The following is a 21,562-nucleotide window of genomic DNA, read 5'->3' as shown; positions in this document are numbered from 1 at the left end:
CCTACCGATGCGGGAAATCGGCTCCGCCCTGGTGGTCGCGGCATCCGCCTCGAGTCTCAGCCGTTCGCTGAGGCGGGGAGGTTGGTTGCCGTTCGCGCTCGACGGATTCGGGGATATGGACACACGGGAGTACTGCACCGAGTGCCAGGTCGTGCCGCGGGGAAACGGCGGCTTCGACGCCGCCGCCCTGCGATCGGCCATTGACCGGGCCTACCCTACCGATATCGCGCTTTACGGCGGCGGCTTGGATTCGCTGCCCGATGTGATCGAATACCTTGCCGAGCGGCGTCTCCTCCTGGGGAATGCCCCGGAAATCGTTCGGCTCGCAAAAACGCCGCAGCGGTTTTTCGCACTGCTGTCCGGCTTGGGTATACCTTTCCCGGAGACGCACTTCGACCCGCCCCGCGACATCCGCGGCTGGCTGGTCAAGCACGGCCGCAGCGAGGGCGGCGGCGGCGTGCGCCTCGCCGATGCCGCGGGAATGTCGACACCGGACCAATATTTTCAGCGTCGCCTGCACGCCCGCCCCATGTCGGCCCTGTTCCTGGCCGATGGCGCAAAATCGCGAATCATCGGCTTCAATAGCCTGTGGACCTCGGCGACCGATCCGCACCGGCCGTTCCGGTTCGCCGGAGCGATCAACCGAACCTCGCTGAGCGCCGCGCAACGGGGAGCGGTGCATGGCATCGTGACCGGGCTCGTCCCCGCCTTGCGGCTGCGTGGCCTGAACAGCCTGGACTTCATGACCGACGAGGACGGCGGGATCCGGGTGCTCGAACTCAATCCGCGCCCAAGCGCCACCATGGCGCTTTACGACGACGATTTCCCGTCCGGTCTCGCCCAGCTTCATATCGACGCCTGCCGCGGCCGGCTGCCCGAATTCGAAGTGCCCGCAAGCCCGGTCCGCGCCTTCCGAATCCTCTACGCCCCCGATGACGTAAAGCCTCCTGTGACACTAGAATGGCCATCGTGGTGCCGGGACCGCCCCGGCCCCGGATGCCGCATCGAGAAAGGCGCACCGCTGTGCACGATCACAGCCGAAGGAGCGGACGTCAGCGGCGTGCTTCGAAGCCTCGTCGCACGGCAAACTTCCCTCATGCGAACGATGACCGCCGGGCACGATCTCGTGGCCACCTGCCGCCCCCCCCGGCACCCGATCGGCGAAACATCCGTAATTCCTATTTTCAAGAGGACCATCATGCAGAATCGCGTCAGCGTCAACGCTCACAGCCAGCCCATCGTCAAATACCTGATCACCTATGCCGACAAGCTGCGCCTCCAGATCGACCGGCTGCCCAATGGCTGCACCATCATCGACGCCGGCATCAAGGTGCCCGGCAGCCTGGAAGCCGGCCGCCTCATCGGCGAAATCTGTATGGGCGGGCTCGGGCGCGTCACGCTCACCCACACCGACACCTTCACCAAATGGCCGTTGATGGTCAACGTCCACACATCCAATCCCGTGATCGCCTGCCTCGGCAGCCAGTACGCCGGCTGGAGCCTGTCGCACGGCGAAGGCAAGGAAGGCTTCTACGCCCTCGGGTCAGGACCGGCCCGCGCCATGGCCACCAAGACCAAGGACGGCAAGGAGGAGCCCGTCGAAGAGCTGTACAAGGAACTGAATTATCGCGACAAACACACGGAAACGGCGATCGTCATGGAGGTCGACAAGATTCCTCCGGTCGAAGTGACCGACAAGATCGCCCGCGCCTGCAAGCTGGACCCCTCCCATCTCACCGTCATCCTCACCCCCACCAGCAGCCTGGCCGGCGGCATGCAGGTGGTGGCGCGGGTACTGGAGGTCGCTTTGCACAAGGCGCACGCCCTGCACTTCCCGCTCGAAAACATCATCGACGGCACCGGCTGCGCCCCGGTCCCGCCGCCGCACCCGAATTTCATCAAAGCCATGGGCCGGACCAACGACGCCATCCTGTTCGGCGGACGCGTCCATCTTTTCGTCAAGGGTAGCGACGAAGCCGCCGAAACCCTGGCCAACGAGCTGCCGAGCTCGGTCTCGCGCGATTACGGCAAGCCTTTCGCGGAAGTATTCAAGGAATACAAGTACGATTTCTTCAAGGTCGATGCCATGCTGTTCAGCCCGGCCAGCGTCATCGTCACCACGGTCGACTCGGGCCGCAGCTTCCATGCCGGCGAAGTGGACGTGGAGCTTCTGGAGCGTTCGTTCGGTGGGTGAGTCGGGACGCATCGCCATCGTCACGGACGATCCTGGCTGGCACGGGGCACGGCTGAAACAGGCGTTCGCCGCGCGCGGTTTCGACTGCGCCTATGTGTCGCTCACCGCATGCCACCTGGAGCTGGAAGACCCGGCGATGCCAGTCCGCCTGCCGGGCTTTTCCGAACGCTTGCCGGACGGGGTGTTCGTGCGCGGCATTCCCGGCGGCTCGCTGGAGCAGGTGACCTTCTACCTCGACATCCTGCACGGACTCAAGATGCTCGGCATCCCGGTCTACAACGATGCCCGCGCCATCGAACGCACCGTGGACAAAGGCATGACCAGCTTCCTGTTGCAGCGGGCCGGGATTCCCACGCCGCCGACCTGGGTGCTGGGCGATGCCGAAACTGCACGGGAGATCACCCGCCGCGAACTGGCCGCCGGGCACCGCGTCGTCTCCAAACCGCTGTTCGGCTCCCAGGGCACCGGCTTGCAGCGCCATGACAGCCTGGAGGACATGGCAAACCTGGCCCCGACCAACGGCATCTACTATCTCCAGCGTTACGTGTGCAGCGACGAAAACGCCCCGCATGACTGGCGTGTTTTCGTCATACGCGGGCGCACCGTGGCGGCGATGCGCCGCTGCGGGGTGACTTGGCTGAACAACGTGGCGCAAGGCGCTCGCTGCGAGCCTGCCCGGCTCGACGACATCCTGCTGTGCCGCCTGGCCGAGGATGCCGCCAAGACGCTGGACATGGCCTATGCCGGCGTCGACGTCATCCGCGACCAGCACGGGCGCTACACGGTATTGGAAGTCAACAGCGTGCCGGCATGGAAGGGCCTGCAAAGCGTGAGCGACGTGATCATCGCCGACCTGCTCGTCGACGATTTTCTCGGGCACTGCGCAGGCACCGAATCCGCTCGACGCGCTGCGACATGATTCCCGCCGCGGCGCTCGAAGCCGCCTACCGCTGGGCCTGCGAGACCGAGCTGCTGGCCTTCAAACCCGGTAATGTCAGCGTACACTCCGAAGGCCACGGCATGACGGTGGCGCAGTTCCGCAAAAGCGCCGAAGCCAGTGCGCCGGAGCTGTGCCGGGCGGAACTGGGGGGGGGCGAACGCATTTATCGCGCGGTCGAAGCCACCTGGCATGCCGTCGGGTGCAATACCAACCTGGGCATCGTACTGCTGAGCGCACCGCTGATCGCAGCAGCCCAGTCCCGACGGCCGGATGAAACATTGCGGGATAGTCTGCGGCGGACGCTTTACGCCAGCACCGTCGAAGACGCCGAATGGGCCTACCGGGCCATCTGCCTGGCGCAACCCGGCGGTCTGGGCACGGCCGCCGAACATGACGTCCGCAGCCCGCCGTGCATCACGCTGCGCGATGCGATGCGGGAAGCCGCCGACCGGGACCGCATCGCCTATCAATACACCTGCGACTATACGGATGTTTTTGATTTCATGATTCCACGTTATCATACTGCGCTGTCCCGATGGGACAATGAAGGCTGGGCGGCGGTGGCTGCGTTTTCCGGCATGCTTGCGCGCATACCGGACAGCCACATCGAACGCAAATTCGGGCCCCGCTACTCCCCGTGGGTATCGGAGAAGATGGTGCTCATCGAGAAAACGCTGTCCTATACCGCGCGACCTGAATCGGTTTTGGGGCTTCTACGGGACGTGGATGCCGATTTCAAGACGCGCGGGATAAACCCTGGCACGACTGCCGATTTGACGGTCGCCGGTCTGCTTGCCGTGCGCCTGGAGACGATTATTGCCAGGGCATACCGGGGTTAAACCTTCGGACGCGTGGGACCGAGACGGATATATTGAAACATCATCGGTCTCTGATAATTCTCCCGGGGAAATAACCATGTCCTTATTAAAAAAGTTTTTTTCGTTTTTTTCACAAGAGGAAATTCAGATGGGTAAAGTAAACAAGTTGTTGGTCGGCGAAGCACTGTACGGCGATGGTAACGAAATCGCTCACATCGACCTGATCATGGGTCCCCGCGGCAGCGCTGCGGAAGCCGCATTCGCCAACACCCTGACCAACAACAAAGACGGCTTCACCTCATTGCTGGCAGTGGTTGCACCCAACCTGCTGTGCAAGCCGAATACCGTCATGTTCAACAAGGTCACCATCAAGAACGGCAAGCAAGCCACCCAGATGTTCGGACCTGCACAGCGCGGCGTCGCCATGGCCGTTGCCGATTGCGTGGAAGACGGCACCATCCCGGCAGACGAAGCCGACGATCTGTTCATCTGCGTGGGCGTCTTCATTCACTGGCTGGCCGAAGACGACGCGAAGATCCAGGACTACAACTACGAGGCAACCAAGCTGTCCATCAAGCGCGCCGTCGCCGGCGAGCCGAAGGCTGCGGACGTCGTCGCTCGCAAGGGCAGCGAAGCGCATCCGTTCGCAGCTCACAACTAATTGCGATCTGCCTGGACTGCCGGATTCTTGGCAGTCTCGCAGCGGTCAGGGGAAAAGCGCTGTTTCGGCGCTTTTCCTTTTTTCAGGATGCAGCGGGGCTGAGCCGGCTCCCTTCGATCGCTCCGGAATGCAAGGCGCTCGCCACCAGAACGGCATGAACACCCCGGCGCTCGAGGGCCTCCAGATCGCCTCCGTGTCGCACCCCCCCCGCCGCGATCAACGCCCTGTCCGGGGCCAGTCGGCTGACGCGGTCAAGCTGGTCCAGGTCGGGACCGTCGAAACTGCCCACCCGGTTCAGGCTCATGACGATCACCCTGGCCGGCCAGGCTTCCGGCCGCTCCAGAATTTCGGAACACCCGCGCAGCCCGCCATCGAAAAAGTCCAGCGACAGTATCCAGTCGTGAGCTGCCATTCGCTGCAGCCGCTCCATCGTGTCGAGCGATTCGCTGCCGACGACCGGGACGATGGCATCATGAGGAACATCGCCAACCGCTGGCAACCCCTGGTCCAGCCAGAACACGATGCCAGGAAACGCCGTCTGCAGCGCCCCGATGAGCCGATCCTGACGGCCACGGCCCATCAAGGCATCCAAATCGGCAAGGTAAAAGGTATCGAACGGATGGAGAGCCAGATACGCTTCAACCACCGCAACGGGGTCGGCATCCCGGCACAGGGGGCTGTCGAGCGGCCGGTAACTGTCGCGTCGCCCTCCGATGGCATGAACGGCGATCCCCTGCATAAGATCGAGTACCGGGATGATTTTCATTGATTCAATGGCATTGGCCGCCCCTCCCTGAAATCAGGCGCATGGACATACTGGTTTTCGAATTTGTCAACGGCGGTGGACTGCGCCACGAGCCTCTGCCGCCCAGCCTTGCGATGGAAGGCGATCTCATGCTGCGCGCCCTGCTCGAGGACCTGCTCGAAGTGGCGGGCGTCAGACCGATCATCCTCCGTGACGACCGCCGGGATTTCGCATCCCTCCCCCGCGGCGTCACGGCCCTTCCCATCGCCGCCGGGGACGACCTCGACCGTATCTGGCAGGACGCCATCAGGCGGTGCGACGCCATCTGGCCCATCGCCCCTGAAACCGGCGGAGTGCTCGAACGGCTGTGCCGGGACGTAGAGCAGGCGGCGACCCCGCTGCTCAATAGTCCCGCAGACGCCGTCGCGATCGCCGCAAGCAAGCTCGCCACGGCCCGCGCCCTCGACCGCCACCACCTGCCGGTGGTACCGACCCGGCCTTTGGGCGCACCTCAGCCCGATGCCGAGGACTGTGTCGTCGTGAAACCCGATGACGGCGCCGGCTGCGAGGGCGCCCGGATCGTCCGCCGCGGATGCGATTTCGCCCCGGGCTCGGGGCGCTGGGTTGTACAGCCCTTGCTGCAAGGCGATGCCGTGAGTCTCAGCGCCCTGTTCGCCCAAGGCCGTGCCCGGTTGCTGAGCTGCAACCGCCAGCACGTGGAAAACACCGGAGACGGCTTCGCCCTCCGCGGCTGCGCCGTCAATGCCCTGGACGATCCCGACGGTTGCTGGCAAACGCTCGCCTGCGGCGTCGCCGCCGCTCTGCCAGACCTTTGGGGCTACGCAGGATTGGACCTGATCATGACGGCCGATGGCCCGGTCATCCTCGAGGTCAACCCGCGGCTGACCACATCCTACGCCGGCCTGAAGGCAGCCACCGGCGAAAATCCGGCCGCCATGGTGCTCGGACTCCATCGAACCGCCCGGCTGCCGCCACCCCGGACTCACCGGGGGACGCCGGTCACCGTGCAGCTGGAGCACTCCGATGCACGTTGAGGTGATCGGCTGGGATATCGGCGGCGCCCACCTCAAAGCGGTCGCCCTCTCCGAAACCGGCGCCATCCTCGACATCCGCCAGTACCCCTGCCCACTCTGGCTGGGGCTGGACAGGCTGGAGAGCGCCCTGTCCGAAGCCGTGAGCGATTTCGGCATCGCCCCCTCTTGCCGCCATGCCGTCACGATGACCGGCGAACTGGCCGACTATTTCGAAGACCGGGCGGCGGGCGTCAAGGCTCTGATTTCGGCCATGCTGCGGCGTTTCGGCGCAGGTCGAATCCTGGTTTTCGCAGGGCGCGCCGGTTTCCTCCGCGCCGACGGGATGGAACCCGCGCACGCGCTCGATGTCGCTTCGGCCAACTGGCTGGCGAGCGCGTCGCTCGTCGCCCGCCGCCTGCCGCGGCCGGCTCTGCTGGTCGACATCGGCAGCACGACCACCGATCTGATCGTTCTGGTCAACGGTGAGGTCCGCAGCCGAGGCTATACCGATTATGACAGATTGCGATACGATGAACTCATATACACCGGCGTGGTGCGGACCTCTGCCATGACGCTGGCCGACAAGCTTCCCTTCGAAGGAGAATGGGTCAACCTGATGGCGGAACATTTCGCGACCACCGCCGACATCTATCGTCTCACGGGCGAACTCGTGGAGCACACCGACCAGTTGCCCGCGGCGGACGGCGGCGAGAAAAGCATCGCAGGCAGCGAGCGGCGGCTGGCCCGACTGCTGGGGCGAGACCGGCACGATGCCGGCCCCGACCAATGGCGGCAACTGGCCCTCTGCCTGAGGGAGCGCCAGCTTTCACGCATCGGCCGCGCGGTCGAGCGGCAGTTCTCCCGAAACCTGCTCCCGGCCGATAGCCCGCTGGTCGGGGCCGGCGCAGGATGCTTCCTGGCCCGCGTCATTGCCGCACGCTCGAACCGGCCCTATCTCGATGCACGCGACTTGCTTCCTCGTCCGGCCACCGCGACGACGCTGTCGGTTTCCGACTGTCTGCCGGCCGCGGCGGTCGCCTGCCTGTCCTTCCCGCTCCTGACGCACGCATGACTCCCCGGATCGCTGAACTACCGTATTTCCAGGACAGCGCCGCCCTGTTCGGGCCCTGGGCGGACCGGCGCTGGGCGGTGTTCCTCGACAGCGGCTTTCCGCACTGCCGGCACGGCCGCTACGACATCATCGCCGCCGATCCCATGACCACCCTGGTTACCCGCGGCCATATCAGCGAGATCCGCCGGCAGGGCGAGGCCGCCCTTTCGCCGGAGGATCCTTTCTCTCTCCTGCGTCGGGAATTGGGTGCCACCACCAATCCTTTCGGAGAGCTGCCATTCGCCGGCGGCGCCTTAGGCTATTTCGGCTACGACCTGGGCCGACGCCTGGAAAAACTGCCGGAGCAGGCCGCCGACGCCGAAAACATCGCGGACATGGCCGTGGGCATCTACGACTGGGCGGTGATCGTGGACCATCTGCAGGGCCGCACCTGGCTGGTCAGCCAGGGCCGCTCGCCTGCCACCGCGGCCCGCTGGCCCCACCTGGTACGCTCGTTCAGCCAGATACAGACGCTGGGCTGGCAGCGCACCGGCTTCGACGTGCTGGCGCCGGTGCGAGCCAACCTCAGCCGGCGGGAATATCTGGCCGCCTTCGAACGCATCCAGCATTACATCCACGAAGGCGACTGCTATCAGGTCAATCTGGCGCAACGCTTCGCCGCACCCTGCCGCGGCAACGCCTGGACGCTGTACCAGACCCTGCGCCAGACCAATCCGGCACCCTTCAGCGCCTACATCAATGGACCCCAGGCTCGCGTGCTCAGCTCGTCTCCAGAGCGCTTCCTGCGCGTACTCGACGGCAGGGTGGAAACCAAACCCATCAAGGGCACCCGGCCGCGCTCCGCCGATTCGATGGAGGATCGCCGCCTGGCCGAAGCCCTGCAGAGCAGCGAAAAAGACCGGGCAGAGAACCTGATGATCGTGGACCTGCTCCGCAATGACATCGGCAAACACTGTCTTCCCGGCTCAGTGCGGGTCCCCAAGCTGTTCGACGTCGAGAGCTATGCCACCGTGCACCATCTGGTCAGCACCGTCACCGGCATGCTGGCACCCAGCCACGACGCCATCAGCCTGCTGCGCGACAGCTTTCCCGGCGGTTCCATCACCGGCGCCCCCAAGATACGCTCGATGGAAATCATCGAGGAACTCGAACCGAACCGCCGCGGGGTGTATTGCGGTGCCATCGGCTATCTCGGCTTCGACGGCAACATGGACACCAACATCGCCATCCGCACCCTGGTGCAGTCGGACAGCACGATCCGGTTCTGGGCCGGCGGCGGCATCGTGGCGGACTCCTCCGGTGCGTCGGAATACCAGGAGTGTTTCGACAAGGCCGCCGCCCTGCTGAACCTGCTCGAACGTTTCCGCATCGCCCGCACCGGGGACGATGTGGGTCGTTAAGCTCGGCGGCAGCCTCGGCGGCTCCACGGCACTGATCCCCTGGCTGCGCACTCTGAAGGATTCCGGGGTGGCGATCGTCCCCGGCGGCGGAGAGTTCGCCGATACGGTGCGCCGGGCCCAGCAGCGCCAAGCTTTCGGCGACGAGGCGGCCCACGCCATGGCCATCCTGGCGATGGCTCAGTACGGCCTGATGCTGAAGGGCCTGGAGCCGGACCTGGAAATCGCCTGGCATCCGGCTGCGGTGCGGAACACGCTCGAGAAGGGGAAATCCGTGGTCTGGCTCCCCCGCCCCGAAGGCATCGACGTGAACCCGGGATGGGAGGTGACCTCGGACAGCCTGGCCTTGTGGCTCGCCGGGGAAATCGCCGCCGACGACCTCGTCCTGGTCAAGTCGGCGCCGCTGCCGCCCGCTAAAGCCGGCGTCGCTGCGCTGCAGGCATCAGGCCTGATCGATCCAGTCTTCGGTGTCTTTTTGAGAGCGAGGAAAACGCGCGCCTGGCTCTGCCACCGTGACCGCCATGAGGAATTCGCCGCCGCGCTGCCGGCCCCGGCAACCGTGTTTACGCGGGTCACCGCATAACCCCCGGGCCGCGCGCGAAGCCCTCGCCATCATTTCGCCCGCAACGCCTGGCTCAACGCATCCTGCTGGAACTTGAGGCTCTTGGAAACGAGTTGCAGCACCCCACGGGCCCAGCCGCCCGGCATCTTGGCGCTGAGCCAATGCGGCAACAGGCGGAAGGACTGAAGGCCGACCAGGGCATATTGCGAAGCCAGCGAGAAGATGCTGCTGTCGAGGGTGGAAAGCAGGGCCATGGAAGCCTGCCGACCCTTGGGGCTCGTGCGCCAATAGGAAAAAATGCACTGGCTGAGCAATTCGGCTTCCGGCGTCTGCGCCAGAAACGCCTCGCGCAGCTCTTCCGCCAGCGTCCGGCGGGTGAGCTGTAGGCGCCCGCACTGGATCGAGTAGCGCCGCAACGCCGCCTCGACGTTCAGCCCGGCGGACTGCAGGGCATCCCGCATGACGAAGGCATCCTTGACCGCAGCGGTGATGCCGGAGGCGGTCAGGGGATGGCAACAGCCCCGCGCATCCCCGATCAACGCGACATTGGCCTTGACGCTCGCCTCCGGCACGATGCAGTAGTTCGCCGCCGCCAGAGGTTTGCCATGGGCCAGCACCGCCTCGATGTCTTCCCGGAACCGTTCAGGGAACAGACGCAGATGCCCGCGGATCGACTCCTTCGAGTCGGCCCCCTTGAGCACCTCGAACATGACCCGCGCGCGCCCGCCGCCGATGCCGTAGGCATAGGAAACGCCGGCCGGATTCAGGAAGATGTTGCCGTAGCCGGGGTTCGGCAAATGGGTGTCCTCGACCTCGACGCCGATCATGCCGGAGTAGCGCTGGGTTTCATGGGAAATGCCGACCATTTTCCGCAACTGGGACATCGGGCCGTCGGCCCCAATGATCAGGCGCGCCCGCACCCGCGTGTCTTTCCCTTCATGCGTGACGATCGCGACATAGCCCTTGCCGTCCTCACGCTCCATCCCCGTGACCCTGGCATCGAGCCATACCGAAACTCGGTCGAAGCCGCGCACGGTCTGGAGCAGATGGCTTTTGAGCAGACTGTGCTCGATCACGCGGCCGCAGCGCCGGCGCCCGTGAATCTCGCCATACGGCAGTAGCGTCGCTGCGGCGCCTTCGCCATCGTTGAAGGGAAATATGGCAAAGCCGTTGACCACACTTCCCTGAGGCGAATCGTCCCCGATCAATCCCAGCTCCCGCAGGCCGTCGATGCCCGGCGGATGAATCAATTCGCCCGCCAGCCTGCGGCCGGGATCCGGATCGGGCTCGACGATCAGGACGCGCAAACCCAGTCCCGACAACGCTGCGGCAGCCGCGGAACCGGCAACACTGCCGCCTGCGATCAGAACGTCCCACTCCCCCACTTCAATCGAACTCATCTGCGATAACCCGTGTCAAGATGTTCTTCAGCCCCGGCAAGCGCCGGCCCGGCGTTGTTCAAACCCGCGTTCATTGAAACACCGCCCCCTTCAGCCGCGCATAGCGCGCCACCGCCCAGGCCGGGAAATAAATATGGTAAAGCCGGTAATCCAGCATGGCTGCGCCGAAAAATACGCCATTGACCCCTTGCCGGGGCCAGCCACCATCGTCCTGCTGCTGAGCGATCAGCCAGGCGATGCCTCGCTCGATGGACGGGTGCGCAGCGGGATGAACCTCCATGAGCGCAAGCAGGGCCCAAGCGGTCATCACGGCCTGGCTGCGCTCGTTTTCGACGTAGCGCCCCTCGAGGCAGCTCGAATAATGCTCGCCCCAGCCGCCGTCGGGGCGCTGCTTCCCGATCAGCCAGCCAGCCGCCGATTGCAAAACCGGATCCGCAGGATCTGCACCGGCCATGCGCAAGCCCTTGACCGCATGGAACGCCGCATAGGTGTAGTTGATACCCCAAAATCCCGGAAACGACCCGTCGTCCCGTTGCCGGCTCCTCAGGAACCTTTCCGCTTTCCGGATCGCCGTTGCGATCCGCCCACCGGGAAAATCCGGATAATGCCTTGAATAGTGCGCCAAAGCCCCCAAGGAAGAGCCCGTGCACTCGAGGTAGGACAGCTCGGTCATGCATTGGCCGAACATCTCGGAAGGATTGACCAGCTCCAGCAGCCTGCCGCCACGCCGCCGCTCGTAAGTGCCAAAGCCACCGTCCGCGTTCTGGCGGGAGAGGATGAATTCCACGCCAAGCCGCAGGCGTTCGCTTCCCAGAGGCGCAATCGTCCCGATGTCGGGACACTCGTATAGCGCGAACAGAGCGCTCATGGCCTCCGCCGCGCAATCGCTCACAGGCCAGCGATGTTGGCCGTCGGAGAAACACCATCCCCCCAGCGCCGGATCGCGCCATGCTTGGCGATAATCCGCCAATTCTTCGGTCATCTGCGCCGCGCCGAGAAAACCATGAGCCCGATTCAGCGCCTGCACCGCCTCGTCGTCGAGCTGCGGCATCTCGGTCAAAGCCTGCATCGCGAAAGCCGTATCCCAGGAATTCGAACGGGCGCCCACATAGCGGAGCCCCTCCGTTTCATCTTCCCAGCGCCAGGCTTCGACGCCTTCGAGGCTGGGCGCCAGATCGGGGTGTTGCGGATCACGGGCGAAGATCGCCAGGCAGTTCAGCAGGCCGCTGACCGGGGAAATACCCTGGTAACGCGTCGCGCGCTGCTCCCTCAGTATCTGCCCGAAGCAATAGTCCAATGCCTTCTGCCGAAGGCCCCGCCAGGGCCGGCGCTCGTAACGCGCCAGCAGGTCATAAACGATCCGCAGCACCCGGCTGATCGGGACGTAGAGATCGGTCTGGGAGACGGCGTGGCGGAATGCCCCGAAATCGACGGCCTCATAAGGTTTGGTGTACAACTCGCGGCGCAGTTCCTCCCTGAGCGTTTCAGGAAGGGATGCGCCGAATCGGGCGCCGGAGAGATAGGCGATGCCCAGATAGATCAGACGCGTATGGCAATAGAACCGGCTCGGATGAAACGGCAGCCAGCGCGGCAGCAAGAACAGCTCCGGCGGCACGGCATTGACGCCTTCCCGTCCGTACAGCCCGACCAGCATCAGCCAGAACTTGCCCCAGGTGGGGATGGCCTCGACGCCGTCCGGCCGGGCATGAAGCCACTCTCGCGCCTTGACGAGCATCGGCGTATCCGGCCCGAGCCCCAGGAGCCGCAGTGCAACGTAGGCCAAGGCGGTGAAAAACACGTAGCCCGGGCTTTCCGGATGCATGCCCCAGGCGCCGTCGGCAAGCTGGGAGACCTCGAAATGCTTGACGATCTCCGCCCGCTCCCGCTCCGAATAGGGATGCCCGACGACCGTACGCACGATCACCGCCTGGGCGAGGATCATCGTGCACCACACCATCTCCCCTTCCCAGTCACCGGCGGGCCGCTGGAGCGCGAGCAGATGCCTCATGGCCGCGCGGGCGCACTGCTCCGCCGAGCGGAAGCCTGAGACCGCGGCCGCCGCATCGGGCGCATGTCCGGTGCTTTCCTTGTATTGAGCGTTCAAGATAGCGGCATGCCGAACTCGGAACGTTTGACGGACCGGAACGCATCCCGCCCGGCCGAAAGCCTGCGGCAATTCCGGTGCGAATCATTCTGAATCACGGGGGAAAGCGTCGGCTGCAAATCGATCATCAGAGCCTGGCGAACTGGGAAATGCGTCATGTGCGACTATTTTGTGGGAAAACCACCACACCGTCCAGCATCGCAGGACGAACCGGAAAAATATTCACGAGGCCCCTCGACGCGGTACGATTAACGAACCGGCAACAATTCCCCGAACTCCTCGTCAATCAAGCGTAATGAAACTGGTGCTGCAAATCGCGATCGGCGTATTCTTGGGAACTCTGGCGTCACAGCTGGCCGTCGAGACCTGGCGATCCCGGCAGGAGCAAGCCGCCAGGGCAGCATCGGAAAAAATCGAGGCCGAAAAGGCTAGAACCCGGCAAGAGCTGTCCGAACGTATCCGCAGTTTGCTGATGCGTGGCCGCGGGGATGGCCCGAGCCCAACCACGATGCCGCCGGGTTTCATTCCCGATGATGCCGAACCGATACCATCCGGTGAAAACTGACACCCCGCTCGATGAACTCCGATCGCCCCCTTGCCGTGGACCTTGTTTGCCACCACTCCCGGCGCTGCCCGGCCGTGCGCAGGATCGAGGTAAAAGCCCGCCGTCCGGCAGCGACGACCGTCGAACTGAGCTTCGTTCTCCAAGGCGAACTGGCGGCGCTTTCGTTTCCTTCCCGCTCGCATCGGCGCTGGGTCCGCGGCCTGTGGGAACATACCTGCTTCGAGGTGTTCGTCAAACCGGAGAATGGCTCGGTGTATCATGAATTCAATTTTTCGCCATCGGGTGAATGGGCCGCGTTCGCCTTTTCCGACTACCGCGACGGGAAACCCTTCGGGGAGAGACTGCAACCCGCGGTGACCACCCGGCGAACGGAAACCCGGTTCGAGCTCGATGCGATCATAGGCCCCGAACTTCTGCCCGGCGTCGACGTCCGTACCCGTCTGTGGATCGCTTGTGGCGCAGTCGTCGAAGATTCCGGCGGCACCCTCTCCTACTGGGCCCTCCGCCATCCGGCAGATGTTCCCGACTTCCATCATCCGGACGGTTTTACGCTCGAGCTCGCGTCCGAACGACACGCTTACTGACGAACCAGGATATCCCATGAAGCTCGGCATCGAACGCCTGCTGGAGGACCCGGCGCTGCGCGCCCCATTGAAAGGCCGCCGGATCGCCCTGCTGGCGCATCCCGCCTCTGTCACGCGCGACCTGACCCACACGCTGGATGCCCTCGCCGCGGCGGACGGCATCGATCTGAAGGCCGCCTTCGGCCCCCAGCACGGCCTGCGCGGAGACAAGCAGGACAACATGGTCGAATCCCCGGACTTCCTCGACGCCCGCCACGGCATCCCGGTGTTCAGCCTGTACGGGGAAACCCGGCGCCCGACCGAAGCGATGCTGGACAGCTTTGACCTGTTACTGGTCGATTTGCAGGACCTCGGCTGCCGCATTTACACATTCATCACCACCTTGCGCTACGTCTTGGAAGCGGCGGCGGAGCGGGGCATCACGGTATGGATACTCGACCGCCCCAATCCGGCCGGACGGCCGGCGGAAGGATTGCGGCTGCGAGAGGGCTGGGAGAGCTTCGTCGGCGCCGGCCCGCTCCCCATGCGCCATGGCTTGACGATGGGTGAACTCGCCCTGTGGTTCGCGCGGACGCTGCGCCTCGACCTGGAATTAAATGTCGTTACCATGGAAGGATGGCGAGTATCCGACGCCCCCGGCTACGGCTGGCCTCTAGGGGAATACGCTTGGGTGAATCCCAGCCCCAATGCCCCCAATCTTTCGATGGCGCGCTGCTATGCCGGAACCGTGATGATCGAAGGCACCACGCTCTCCGAGGGACGCGGGACCACCCGTCCGCTGGAGATGCTCGGAGCGCCGGACATCGACGCGCGAGAACTCGTGACCACCATGCGCTCGCTAGCACCCCACTGGCTCCAAGGCTGCATCCTGCGGGACTGCTGGTTCGAGCCGACCTTCCACAAGCATGCCGGCCGCCTGTGCTCGGGCATCCATATCCACGCCGAAACCGCCGCCTACGATCATGAAAGCTTCCGCCCCTGGCGGCTCACGGCGCTGGCGCTCAAGGCCCTGCGCCAGCTGCAACCGGACTATCCCATCTGGCGGGACTTTCCCTATGAATACGAATTCGACCGCCTCGCCATCGACCTGATCAACGGCTCGGAACTGCTACGCCTGTGGGTGGACGACCCCGCCGCCACACCGGCCGATCTCGACGCGCTCACCCGCCCGGACGAAACCTCATGGCTGGAGGAACGCGAAGCGGTGCTCCTGTATCGCTAGCCCCGACCGGTTCAGGCAAAACCGCCATTCCCGGGGCCTGCATTTTCTTGATATACTGTAAAAATTTCTCTACTCCCAGACCACCATAACCATAAGAAGAAAAGTCGATGTCAAGACGCAACAGCTATACGTGGGACGAGTTGCTGCAATGCGCCCGAGGTGAAATGTTCGGGCCCGGCAACGCCCAGCTCCCCGCCCCTCCCATGCTGATGTTCGATCGCATCACACACATCGACTCGGTGGGCGGCGCCTTCGACAAAGGGCTGATCGTGGCGGAACTGGACGTCAAACCCGAGCTGTGGTTTTTCGATTGCCATTTCATCTCCGACCCCGTGATGCCGGGGTGCCTGGGGCTGGACGCCATGTGGCAGATGGTCGGATTCTACCTGGGCTGGATCGGCGGCAAGGGGCGGGGGCGAGCACTCGGCGTCGGCGAGGTCAAATTCCGAGGCCAGGTCCTGCCGCACAACAAGCGGGTAACCTACCGCATCAACCTAAAGCGGGTGATTCTGCGCAAACTGGTCATGGGCATTGCCGACGCGGAGATGGAGTGCGACGACAAGGTCATCTACGAGGCCAACGACCTTCGTGTCGGTCTTTTCACGAGCACGGACGACTTCTAAGGAGCACAAACATGAGACGTGTAGTCGTTACCGGCATCGGCATCGTTTCCAGCATCGGCAACAACAAGGCCGAAGTCGTCGAGTCGCTGCGGCTCGGCCGCTCCGGCGTCTGCCGTTCCGAGGAGTATGCCGAGCTCGGCTTCCGCAGCCAGGTCCACGCCCCCATCCGGCTGAATCCCGACGACCTCATCGACCGCAAAATCCGCCGCTTCATGGGCGACGGCGCAGCGTTCAACTATCTTGCCATGCAGGAAGCCATCGCCGACGCGGGACTCGAAACCGGCGAAGTTTCCGACCCGCGCACCGGCCTGATCATGGGCTCCGGCGGCCCGTCGACCTCGAACATGTTGATGGCGTGGAGCACTTTCCGCGAAAAGGGGGTCAAGAAAGTCGGGCCGTACATGGTGCCGCGCTCAATGTCCAACACCAACTCGGCCTGCCTGGCCACGCCTTTCCAGATCAAGGGCGTCAACTACTCGATCAGCTCGGCCTGCGCGACCAGCGCCCACTGTATCGGCAATGCCGCGGAACAGATCCAGCTGGGCAAGCAGGACATCGTGTTCGCCGGGGGCGGCGAAGAGGTCCACTGGACCATGAGCGTGCTGTTCGACGCCATGGGCGCGCTGTCCGCCAAGTACAACGACACACCGGAAACCGCCTCGCGGCCCTACGACGCGGACCGCGACGGCTTCGTCATCTCCGGCGGCGGCGGCGTCCTGGTGATGGAAGAGCTGGAACACGCCAAGGCGCGCGGCGCCCGGATCTATGCCGAACTCACCGGCTACGGCGCCACCTCCGACGGCTACGACATGGTCCAACCCTCGGGCGAAGGCGCGGTGCGCTGCATGCGGCAGGCGATGGCCACCATGTCCGCGGCAAAAGTCGATTACATCAATGCCCACGGCACCAGCACACCGGTGGGGGACATCCGCGAGCTGGAAGCCATGAAGGCAGTCTTCGGCGAATCCGTTCCGCCGGTCAGCTCCACCAAGTCCCTGACCGGTCACGCCCTGGGCGCCGCCGGCGTACACGAGGCGATTTATTCCCTGTTGATGCTGGAGCACGGTTTCATCAGCGCCTCCGCCAACATCCGGAACCTCGACCCTGGCGCAGCAGGAATCCCCATCGCTCGCGAACGAATCGACGGCGTCCTCCTCGACACAGTGATGTCCAACAGCTTCGGCTTCGGGGGCACCAACGCGACCCTGATCTTCCAGCGTTATGCCGGATAACGCGGGGGCCTCCCTTTACGCCAAGGAACGCTACGAGTTCAACAAGCTGCAAAAGCGGCTGCGGAGGCTCGTCGGACAAGCCATCGCCGACTATGGGATGATCCGGGACGGGGACCGCGTCATGGTCTGCCTGTCAGGGGGCAAGGACTCCTTCACCCTGCTGGACATCCTGCTCAAACTGCGGCTCAACGCGCCGGTGAACTTCGACCTCATCGCGGTCAACCTGGACCAGAAGCAGCCGGGATTTCCCGCCGAAGTCCTGCCGAACTACCTGTCGGAACGGGGCATCCCGTTCCACATCATCGAACAGGATACCTACAGCGTGGTCAAGAGCATCATCCCGGAAGGCAAGACCACCTGCGGACTCTGCTCCCGCCTGCGGCGCGGCCTGCTGTACCGCCATGCGGCCGACAACGGCATCACCAAGATCGCCCTCGGACACCACCGCGACGATATTCTGGAAACCTTCTTCCTGAACCTGTTCTACGGCGGCACGCTGAAAGCCATGCCGCCCAAGCTGCTGAGCGACGACCGCCGCCACATCGTGATCCGGCCGCTGGCCTATTGCAAGGAAGAGGACATCGCCGAATATGCCCGAATCCGCGATTTCCCCGTCATCCCTTGCCATCTGTGCGGCTCCCAGGAAAACCTCCAGCGTCAAGCCATGAAAGCCATGCTGCGGGACTGGGAGAAGCGCCATCCGGGGCGGGTGGAAACGATATTCACGGCACTCCAGAACGTCTCCCCATCGCAGCTCGCCGACGCCAAGCTGTTCGACTTCGCGGGCCTGGAATCCTTGCGCAATACCGGCGACGCGACACCCGAGCGCGGCGCTGGCCTGGACATCCTCTCCGTCTGACCCATGGGAGCGTTACGCCGGCGCCACCGCCAACCCTCGCGCCTGCGCGCCGCGCTCGTCCCGGAAGAATGGGCCGACCGCCTGCAAATCTGGCTGTCGCTGGTCCTGCAGGCCTTGATCCTCGGCGTCTTCATCGGCGCCCTGCATGAAGCCCAATGGCTGGTCGCCTTCACTTCGCTCGCGGTGCTCGCTCTGACCTTCCTGCCCGCCTTGATCGCCCGCCAGTTCCAGGTCCAGTTGCCGGTGGAATTCACCTTCATCACCTGCCTGTTCCTGTACGCGGCTTTCGGCCTGGGCGAAGTGGCGATGTTCTACGAGCGCTTCTGGTGGTGGGATATCCTCCTGCACAGCGTTTCCGCGCTGGTCATGGGACTCCTGGGCTTCCTGCTGATCTATGCGTTCCACGCCACCCATCGGGTGAAAATGGCACCGTTCTACGTCGCCATCACCGCGTTCTGTTATTCGATGTCAGTGGGAGCCTTATGGGAAATTTTCGAATTCCTGATGGACCAGGGATTCGGATTCGATATGCAGAAATCTGCGCGCGATACCATGACCGACCTCATCGTCGATGCCGGCGGCGCCTTCCTGGCCGCCTGGATGGGCTACCACTACGTCAAGAACGGCGATTCGCTCATTGCGGACCGGCTGGTACGGCGCTTTGTGGCCCGCAATCCGCGGCTGTTTCCGCCCCGCCGGCGATGAAGTCGTCGCTAGCGACGCTTGAGGGTGAATCTGGACCGGTCCCCCGTCGTGCAACGGAACTCGCCCTGGATGATCCCACCGCCCTGCTTCACCTCGGCCTCGAAGTCGCAGAAATTACCGGGCAGCATCAGCGAATCCGTGCGTCCAGAAAAAACGCCACTGTCCACCGAGCCTTTCAGATTCCCCGCATCGCCGGCGCTGTTGGAATAATTGCCGTAGACCGCCTGCCCGCGCTGATCCAGAGACATCTCCAGCGAAAAACTCATGCCCTCGCTGTAACCAGCGGTGCGGATTTCGCTGCCGGAATAGTTGCCGGTCACGGAAAGGGGAAGCAGCGCTTCATTACCTTCACCGGCCGCTGGCGCTTCCTCGTCCACCCCCACGGACGGCTGCGGCACGGCGCCGGTGTCCCCCGCAGCCTGTTCCTGTTCGACCCCCTCCCCGCCCCCCTCATGGCCAGGGCCAAACACGCCGAATCGATCCAACGCCACGATGAGCGCCGTGATGCCGACAATGAAAACAATCGCAGCCGCCTTCCTCCCGGCTGCGCCGTGCCGCAGCTCGGATGCGTGGTCATGATCGGCCATCGGCATTTTCTCCGCTTCCCTCACTTGGTGAATCCCGGTTCCGATTGTCCAATTAACGGCTGAAACTGTCTACGTGGAAACGCACACGCGACCCCAGAAAAGACGCCCCGCCGATCCGCGCGGCCTTCACAGGACCCTCCCGCGGAAAAAACTTTCGAGCCGACACCCGGATCGGTTGAATTGAGCATGGAAAAACCACAGAATAATTTACTAAATCGCTCGGGCATATCTAGCCACCGTCGTTTGATCGGCTGAATCCTGAAATTTCGTTAACTGGGGAGGAAAAGTGTCGTGCGACTGACGACGAAGGGCCGCTATGCGGTCACCGCCATGCTGGATCTCGCTTATCACAGCGAAACGAATCCGGTCACGCTGACCGATATCGCCAAGCGGCAGAATATATCCTTGTCCTATCTCGAACAACTGTTCGCCCGTCTGCGCCGGGCGGGCATGGTGGAAGGCGTGCGCGGCCCCGGCGGCGGCTACCAGCTCAGCCGCTGCGCGGACGAAATCAACATCGCGGAAATCATCGCCGCCGTGGATGAACCGATCGATTCCACCCGCTGCGGCGGGAAGGCGAACTGCCAGAACAACCAGCCCTGCCTCACCCACGACCTGTGGATGGGCCTGAGCGAGCAGATCCGCGAATACCTGGCTTCCATCAGCCTCGGCGAAGTGCTGAGCCGGCAACCGGTACGGCAGGTCGCCGAGCGCCAGGACCGCCAGAGCCTGCGGCGTGTCGAACTCCTGATGGGGCAGGAGCCGGCCAAGACCGGATGATCTATTTCGATCACAATGCCACCACCCCGCTGGACGGGCGGGTGCTGGAGGCCATGCTGCCCTACCTGAAATCCTGCCACGGCAATCCTTCCAGCCTGCACCGTCCCGGCCGAATCGCCCGCGACGCGGTGGAAACCGCCCGAGCCCAAGTCGCCGCCCTGGCCGGCGCCGCCCCGAGCCAGGTCGTGTTCACCAGCGGCGGCAGCGAAGCCAACAATCTCGCCATCAAGGGCCTGGCCTGGAGTCTGCAACCCGGCCGCCTCCGCATCGGTGCCACCGAGCACCCCTCGGTTGCGGAGCCTGCGCGATTTTTGTGCAGCCAGGGCTGGGAATGCCGAACCTTGCCGGTGGATGCCCAAGGCATGATCGAAGATTTTGCCCTGGCTGAGACCGCGCAAAATCCGCCCGATATCGTCGCGGTCATGCTGGCCAACAACGAGACCGGCGTCATCCAGGACGTCGCCCGCATCGCCGCCGTGGCCCGCGACAACGGCGCCTGGCTCCATTGCGACGCCGTCCAGGCCGCGGGAAAAATCCCGCTCAGCTTCGCGCAAACCGGCGCCCATCTGATGTCGCTGTCGGGACACAAGATTTACGGCCCCAAGGGAACCGGCGCCCTGATCGTCGACCCTTCGGTCCCACTGACGCCGCTCATCCACGGCGGCGAGCAGGAAAAGGGCCTGCGCGGCGGCACCGAAAACGTCGCCGCGATCGTCGGCTTCGGCAAAGCCGCCGAACTCGCCGCCGCCGAACTGGAAGAGTACGGCCGTCGGCTCCGCCGCTTGCGGGATATCCTGGAGCGGGGCATCGAAACCCTGCCCGGCACCATGGTCTTCGCCCGCGCCGCCGAACGGCTGCCCAATACGGTGCAATTCGCCATTGCGGGCTATGACGGCGAAACCCTGGTCATGCTGCTGGACCGCCAAGGTCTGGCGGTGTCCAGCGGCTCCGCCTGCGCCAGCGGAGCGCGCGAACCCAGCCCCGTGCTACTCGCCATGGGCGTCGATCCGGCCCTGGCGGCCGGCGCGGTGCGAATCAGCCTGGGCAGGGACAACACCGAGGCGGAGGCGGAACAATTGCTCGCCTCGCTCGGTCGAATCACCGGGGTCGAGCCGGGCCCCTGAATCTCAAACTCTTCTCTCGAGGACACCACCATGGCCGTTACAGTGACCGAAAACGCCGCCACACAGATCGCCAGACAACTCGAACGCCGCGGGCGCGGCGTGGGCCTGCGGCTGAGCGTCAAGCAGGCGGGATGTTCGGGCTACGCCTATGTCGTAGATTACGCCGAGGAGATCACCGCCGACGATTCGGTATTCGAGCAGCACGGCGTCAAGATCGTGGTCAAGACCACCGATCTGGCCTATCTCGACGGCGTCGAAGTCGACTACGCCCGGGAAGGGCTCAACGACGCCTTCCGCTTCCACAACCCCAAGGCTACCGCGAGCTGCGGCTGCGGCGAGAGCTTCGCGGTGTGA

22 protein-coding genes and 1 pseudogene are annotated in these 21,562 nt (G+C 64.3%); 19 read left to right on the top strand and 4 right to left on the bottom strand.

The features are described from left to right. Positions 1-7 precede the first annotated feature (7 nt). From GNH96_RS16220 to fae, 5 genes and pseudogenes are all read left to right on the top strand, one after another. Positions 8-790 (top strand): annotated as a pseudogene (locus GNH96_RS16220) (ATP-grasp domain-containing protein); the annotation flags it as partial. A 408-nt stretch (positions 791-1,198) separates the two neighbouring features. Further along, positions 1,199-2,194 carry a methenyltetrahydromethanopterin cyclohydrolase gene (mch, locus tag GNH96_RS16215; RefSeq protein WP_169604575.1) on the top strand — a complete coding sequence of 332 codons (996 nt, stop codon included), beginning with the start codon at positions 1,199-1,201 and terminating at the stop codon, positions 2,192-2,194. Then, on the top strand, positions 2,145-3,113 hold the full coding sequence (locus tag GNH96_RS03535; RefSeq protein ID WP_228719998.1) for an ATP-grasp domain-containing protein: 969 nt from the start codon (positions 2,145-2,147) through the stop codon (positions 3,111-3,113). Before mch ends, GNH96_RS03535 begins: the two co-directional genes overlap by 50 nt. Beyond that, positions 3,110-3,973 (top strand): triphosphoribosyl-dephospho-CoA synthase, encoded by an 864-nt coding sequence (locus tag GNH96_RS03530; RefSeq protein ID WP_169602335.1) that lies wholly within the window; start codon positions 3,110-3,112, stop codon positions 3,971-3,973. Before GNH96_RS03535 ends, GNH96_RS03530 begins: the two co-directional genes overlap by 4 nt. Before the next feature lie 127 nt (positions 3,974-4,100). After that, complete coding sequence (gene fae / locus GNH96_RS03525; RefSeq protein WP_169604574.1) at positions 4,101-4,613, top strand: formaldehyde-activating enzyme; 513 nt, start codon at positions 4,101-4,103, stop codon at positions 4,611-4,613. Positions 4,614-4,695: 82 nt separating this feature from the next. On the opposite strand, the gene GNH96_RS03520 is transcribed toward fae, so the two are convergent. Then, on the bottom strand, positions 4,696-5,379 hold the full coding sequence (locus GNH96_RS03520; RefSeq protein ID WP_169602333.1) for a HisA/HisF-related TIM barrel protein: 684 nt from the start codon (positions 5,377-5,379) through the stop codon (positions 4,696-4,698). Between the two features lie 41 nt (positions 5,380-5,420). On the opposite strand from GNH96_RS03520, the gene GNH96_RS03515 reads away from it, so the two are divergent. The 4 genes from GNH96_RS03515 to GNH96_RS03500 are packed head-to-tail and all read left to right on the top strand — an operon-like array spanning position 5,421 to position 9,444. Then, a complete protein-coding gene (locus GNH96_RS03515) occupies positions 5,421-6,413 on the top strand; it encodes an ATP-grasp domain-containing protein (RefSeq protein WP_169602331.1) in 993 nt (330 codons plus the stop codon). Beyond that, the gene (locus GNH96_RS03510; RefSeq protein ID WP_169602330.1) at positions 6,403-7,464 is read left to right on the top strand and encodes a hydantoinase/oxoprolinase family protein; all 1,062 of its coding nucleotides are present in this window, start codon (positions 6,403-6,405) and stop codon (positions 7,462-7,464) included. The genes GNH96_RS03515 and GNH96_RS03510 overlap by 11 nt, the downstream gene beginning before the upstream one ends. Then, complete coding sequence (pabB, locus tag GNH96_RS03505) at positions 7,461-8,864, top strand: aminodeoxychorismate synthase component I (protein ID WP_169602328.1); 1,404 nt, start codon at positions 7,461-7,463, stop codon at positions 8,862-8,864. Before GNH96_RS03510 ends, pabB begins: the two co-directional genes overlap by 4 nt. Next, positions 8,851-9,444 (top strand): amino acid kinase family protein, encoded by a 594-nt coding sequence (locus GNH96_RS03500; protein WP_169602326.1) that lies wholly within the window; start codon positions 8,851-8,853, stop codon positions 9,442-9,444. Before pabB ends, GNH96_RS03500 begins: the two co-directional genes overlap by 14 nt. 29 nt (positions 9,445-9,473) lie before the next feature. On the opposite strand, the gene GNH96_RS03495 is transcribed toward GNH96_RS03500, so the two are convergent. Then, positions 9,474-10,823 (bottom strand): squalene monooxygenase, encoded by a 1,350-nt coding sequence (locus GNH96_RS03495; protein WP_169602324.1) that lies wholly within the window; start codon positions 10,821-10,823, stop codon positions 9,474-9,476. Between the two features lie 70 nt (positions 10,824-10,893). Further along, positions 10,894-12,927, bottom strand: coding sequence for a 2,3-oxidosqualene cyclase (locus GNH96_RS03490; protein WP_228719997.1), 2,034 nt, complete (start codon positions 12,925-12,927; stop codon positions 10,894-10,896). A gap of 295 nt (positions 12,928-13,222) precedes the next feature. Here GNH96_RS03490 and GNH96_RS03485 point away from each other — a divergent pair, with 295 nt between their 5' ends. The 7 genes from GNH96_RS03485 (at position 13,223) to GNH96_RS03455 (ending at position 18,717) form a co-directional block, all read left to right on the top strand. Beyond that, positions 13,223-13,492 (top strand): hypothetical protein, encoded by a 270-nt coding sequence (locus GNH96_RS03485; RefSeq protein ID WP_169602322.1) that lies wholly within the window; start codon positions 13,223-13,225, stop codon positions 13,490-13,492. Positions 13,493-13,503: 11 nt separating this feature from the next. Continuing rightward, positions 13,504-14,076, top strand: coding sequence for a DOMON-like domain-containing protein (locus GNH96_RS03480; RefSeq protein ID WP_228719996.1), 573 nt, complete (start codon positions 13,504-13,506; stop codon positions 14,074-14,076). Between the two features lie 16 nt (positions 14,077-14,092). Further along, entirely contained in the window at positions 14,093-15,298 is a 1,206-nt protein-coding gene (locus GNH96_RS03475; RefSeq protein WP_169602320.1) for an exo-beta-N-acetylmuramidase NamZ family protein, read from the top strand. A 107-nt stretch (positions 15,299-15,405) separates the two neighbouring features. Then, positions 15,406-15,921 (top strand): 3-hydroxyacyl-[acyl-carrier-protein] dehydratase FabA, encoded by a 516-nt coding sequence (gene fabA, locus GNH96_RS03470; protein WP_169602317.1) that lies wholly within the window; start codon positions 15,406-15,408, stop codon positions 15,919-15,921. Positions 15,922-15,932: 11 nt separating this feature from the next. After that, entirely contained in the window at positions 15,933-17,153 is a 1,221-nt protein-coding gene (gene fabB, locus GNH96_RS03465; protein ID WP_169602315.1) for a beta-ketoacyl-ACP synthase I, read from the top strand. Continuing rightward, positions 17,143-18,012 (top strand): tRNA 2-thiocytidine(32) synthetase TtcA, encoded by an 870-nt coding sequence (ttcA, locus tag GNH96_RS03460; protein WP_169602313.1) that lies wholly within the window; start codon positions 17,143-17,145, stop codon positions 18,010-18,012. Before fabB ends, ttcA begins: the two co-directional genes overlap by 11 nt. A 3-nt stretch (positions 18,013-18,015) precedes the next feature. Next, positions 18,016-18,717 carry a hypothetical protein gene (locus tag GNH96_RS03455; RefSeq protein WP_169602311.1) on the top strand — a complete coding sequence of 234 codons (702 nt, stop codon included), beginning with the start codon at positions 18,016-18,018 and terminating at the stop codon, positions 18,715-18,717. A gap of 8 nt (positions 18,718-18,725) precedes the next feature. Here the strand turns inward: GNH96_RS03455 and GNH96_RS03450 are convergent, their stop codons facing one another. Further along, positions 18,726-19,304, bottom strand: a complete 579-nt coding sequence (locus GNH96_RS03450; RefSeq protein WP_169602309.1) for a hypothetical protein — start codon at positions 19,302-19,304, stop codon at positions 18,726-18,728. Positions 19,305-19,595: 291 nt separating this feature from the next. Here GNH96_RS03450 and iscR point away from each other — a divergent pair, with 291 nt between their 5' ends. From iscR to GNH96_RS03435, 3 genes are read left to right on the top strand one after another with little or no spacing between them, the layout of a single operon-like run. Beyond that, positions 19,596-20,084: a Fe-S cluster assembly transcriptional regulator IscR gene (gene iscR / locus GNH96_RS03445; protein ID WP_169602307.1), complete on the top strand. Its 489-nt coding sequence runs from the start codon at positions 19,596-19,598 to the stop codon at positions 20,082-20,084. Beyond that, positions 20,081-21,208: a cysteine desulfurase family protein gene (locus GNH96_RS03440; protein ID WP_169602305.1), complete on the top strand. Its 1,128-nt coding sequence runs from the start codon at positions 20,081-20,083 to the stop codon at positions 21,206-21,208. Before iscR ends, GNH96_RS03440 begins: the two co-directional genes overlap by 4 nt. 30 nt (positions 21,209-21,238) lie before the next feature. After that, on the top strand, positions 21,239-21,562 hold the full coding sequence (locus GNH96_RS03435; RefSeq protein ID WP_169602303.1) for a HesB/IscA family protein: 324 nt from the start codon (positions 21,239-21,241) through the stop codon (positions 21,560-21,562).

It is taken from the genome of Methylococcus geothermalis, assembly GCF_012769535.1.
GTDB classification, from domain to species: Bacteria; Pseudomonadota; Gammaproteobacteria; order Methylococcales; family Methylococcaceae; genus Methylococcus; species Methylococcus geothermalis.
Note: the sequence above shows the minus strand (reverse complement) of the source record. Positions and strands in the feature narration are given on the sequence as shown.

Excerpts from the sequence above, each read along its gene's own strand:
- GNH96_RS03485 (WP_169602322.1), top strand. The coding sequence starts at position 13,223 with ATGAAACTGGTGCTGCAAATCGCGATCGGCGTATTCTTGGGAACTCTG.
- ttcA (WP_169602313.1), top strand. The coding sequence starts at position 17,143 with ATGCCGGATAACGCGGGGGCCTCCCTTTACGCCAAGGAACGCTACGAG.
- fae (WP_169604574.1), top strand. The coding sequence starts at position 4,101 with ATGGGTAAAGTAAACAAGTTGTTGGTCGGCGAAGCACTGTACGGCGAT.
- GNH96_RS03520 (WP_169602333.1), bottom strand. The coding sequence starts at position 5,379 with ATGAAAATCATCCCGGTACTCGATCTTATGCAGGGGATCGCCGTTCAT.
- GNH96_RS03500 (WP_169602326.1), top strand. The coding sequence starts at position 8,851 with ATGTGGGTCGTTAAGCTCGGCGGCAGCCTCGGCGGCTCCACGGCACTG.
- GNH96_RS03535 (WP_228719998.1), top strand. The coding sequence starts at position 2,145 with ATGCCGGCGAAGTGGACGTGGAGCTTCTGGAGCGTTCGTTCGGTGGGT.
- GNH96_RS03450 (WP_169602309.1), bottom strand. The coding sequence starts at position 19,304 with ATGGCCGATCATGACCACGCATCCGAGCTGCGGCACGGCGCAGCCGGG.
- GNH96_RS03530 (WP_169602335.1), top strand. The coding sequence starts at position 3,110 with ATGATTCCCGCCGCGGCGCTCGAAGCCGCCTACCGCTGGGCCTGCGAG.
- pabB (WP_169602328.1), top strand. The coding sequence starts at position 7,461 with ATGACTCCCCGGATCGCTGAACTACCGTATTTCCAGGACAGCGCCGCC.
- GNH96_RS03435 (WP_169602303.1), top strand. The coding sequence starts at position 21,239 with ATGGCCGTTACAGTGACCGAAAACGCCGCCACACAGATCGCCAGACAA.
- GNH96_RS03495 (WP_169602324.1), bottom strand. The coding sequence starts at position 10,823 with ATGAGTTCGATTGAAGTGGGGGAGTGGGACGTTCTGATCGCAGGCGGC.
- GNH96_RS03510 (WP_169602330.1), top strand. The coding sequence starts at position 6,403 with ATGCACGTTGAGGTGATCGGCTGGGATATCGGCGGCGCCCACCTCAAA.
- GNH96_RS03475 (WP_169602320.1), top strand. The coding sequence starts at position 14,093 with ATGAAGCTCGGCATCGAACGCCTGCTGGAGGACCCGGCGCTGCGCGCC.
- fabA (WP_169602317.1), top strand. The coding sequence starts at position 15,406 with ATGTCAAGACGCAACAGCTATACGTGGGACGAGTTGCTGCAATGCGCC.
- fabB (WP_169602315.1), top strand. The coding sequence starts at position 15,933 with ATGAGACGTGTAGTCGTTACCGGCATCGGCATCGTTTCCAGCATCGGC.
- mch (WP_169604575.1), top strand. The coding sequence starts at position 1,199 with ATGCAGAATCGCGTCAGCGTCAACGCTCACAGCCAGCCCATCGTCAAA.
- GNH96_RS03480 (WP_228719996.1), top strand. The coding sequence starts at position 13,504 with ATGAACTCCGATCGCCCCCTTGCCGTGGACCTTGTTTGCCACCACTCC.
- GNH96_RS03455 (WP_169602311.1), top strand. The coding sequence starts at position 18,016 with ATGGGAGCGTTACGCCGGCGCCACCGCCAACCCTCGCGCCTGCGCGCC.
- GNH96_RS03440 (WP_169602305.1), top strand. The coding sequence starts at position 20,081 with ATGATCTATTTCGATCACAATGCCACCACCCCGCTGGACGGGCGGGTG.
- GNH96_RS03515 (WP_169602331.1), top strand. The coding sequence starts at position 5,421 with ATGGACATACTGGTTTTCGAATTTGTCAACGGCGGTGGACTGCGCCAC.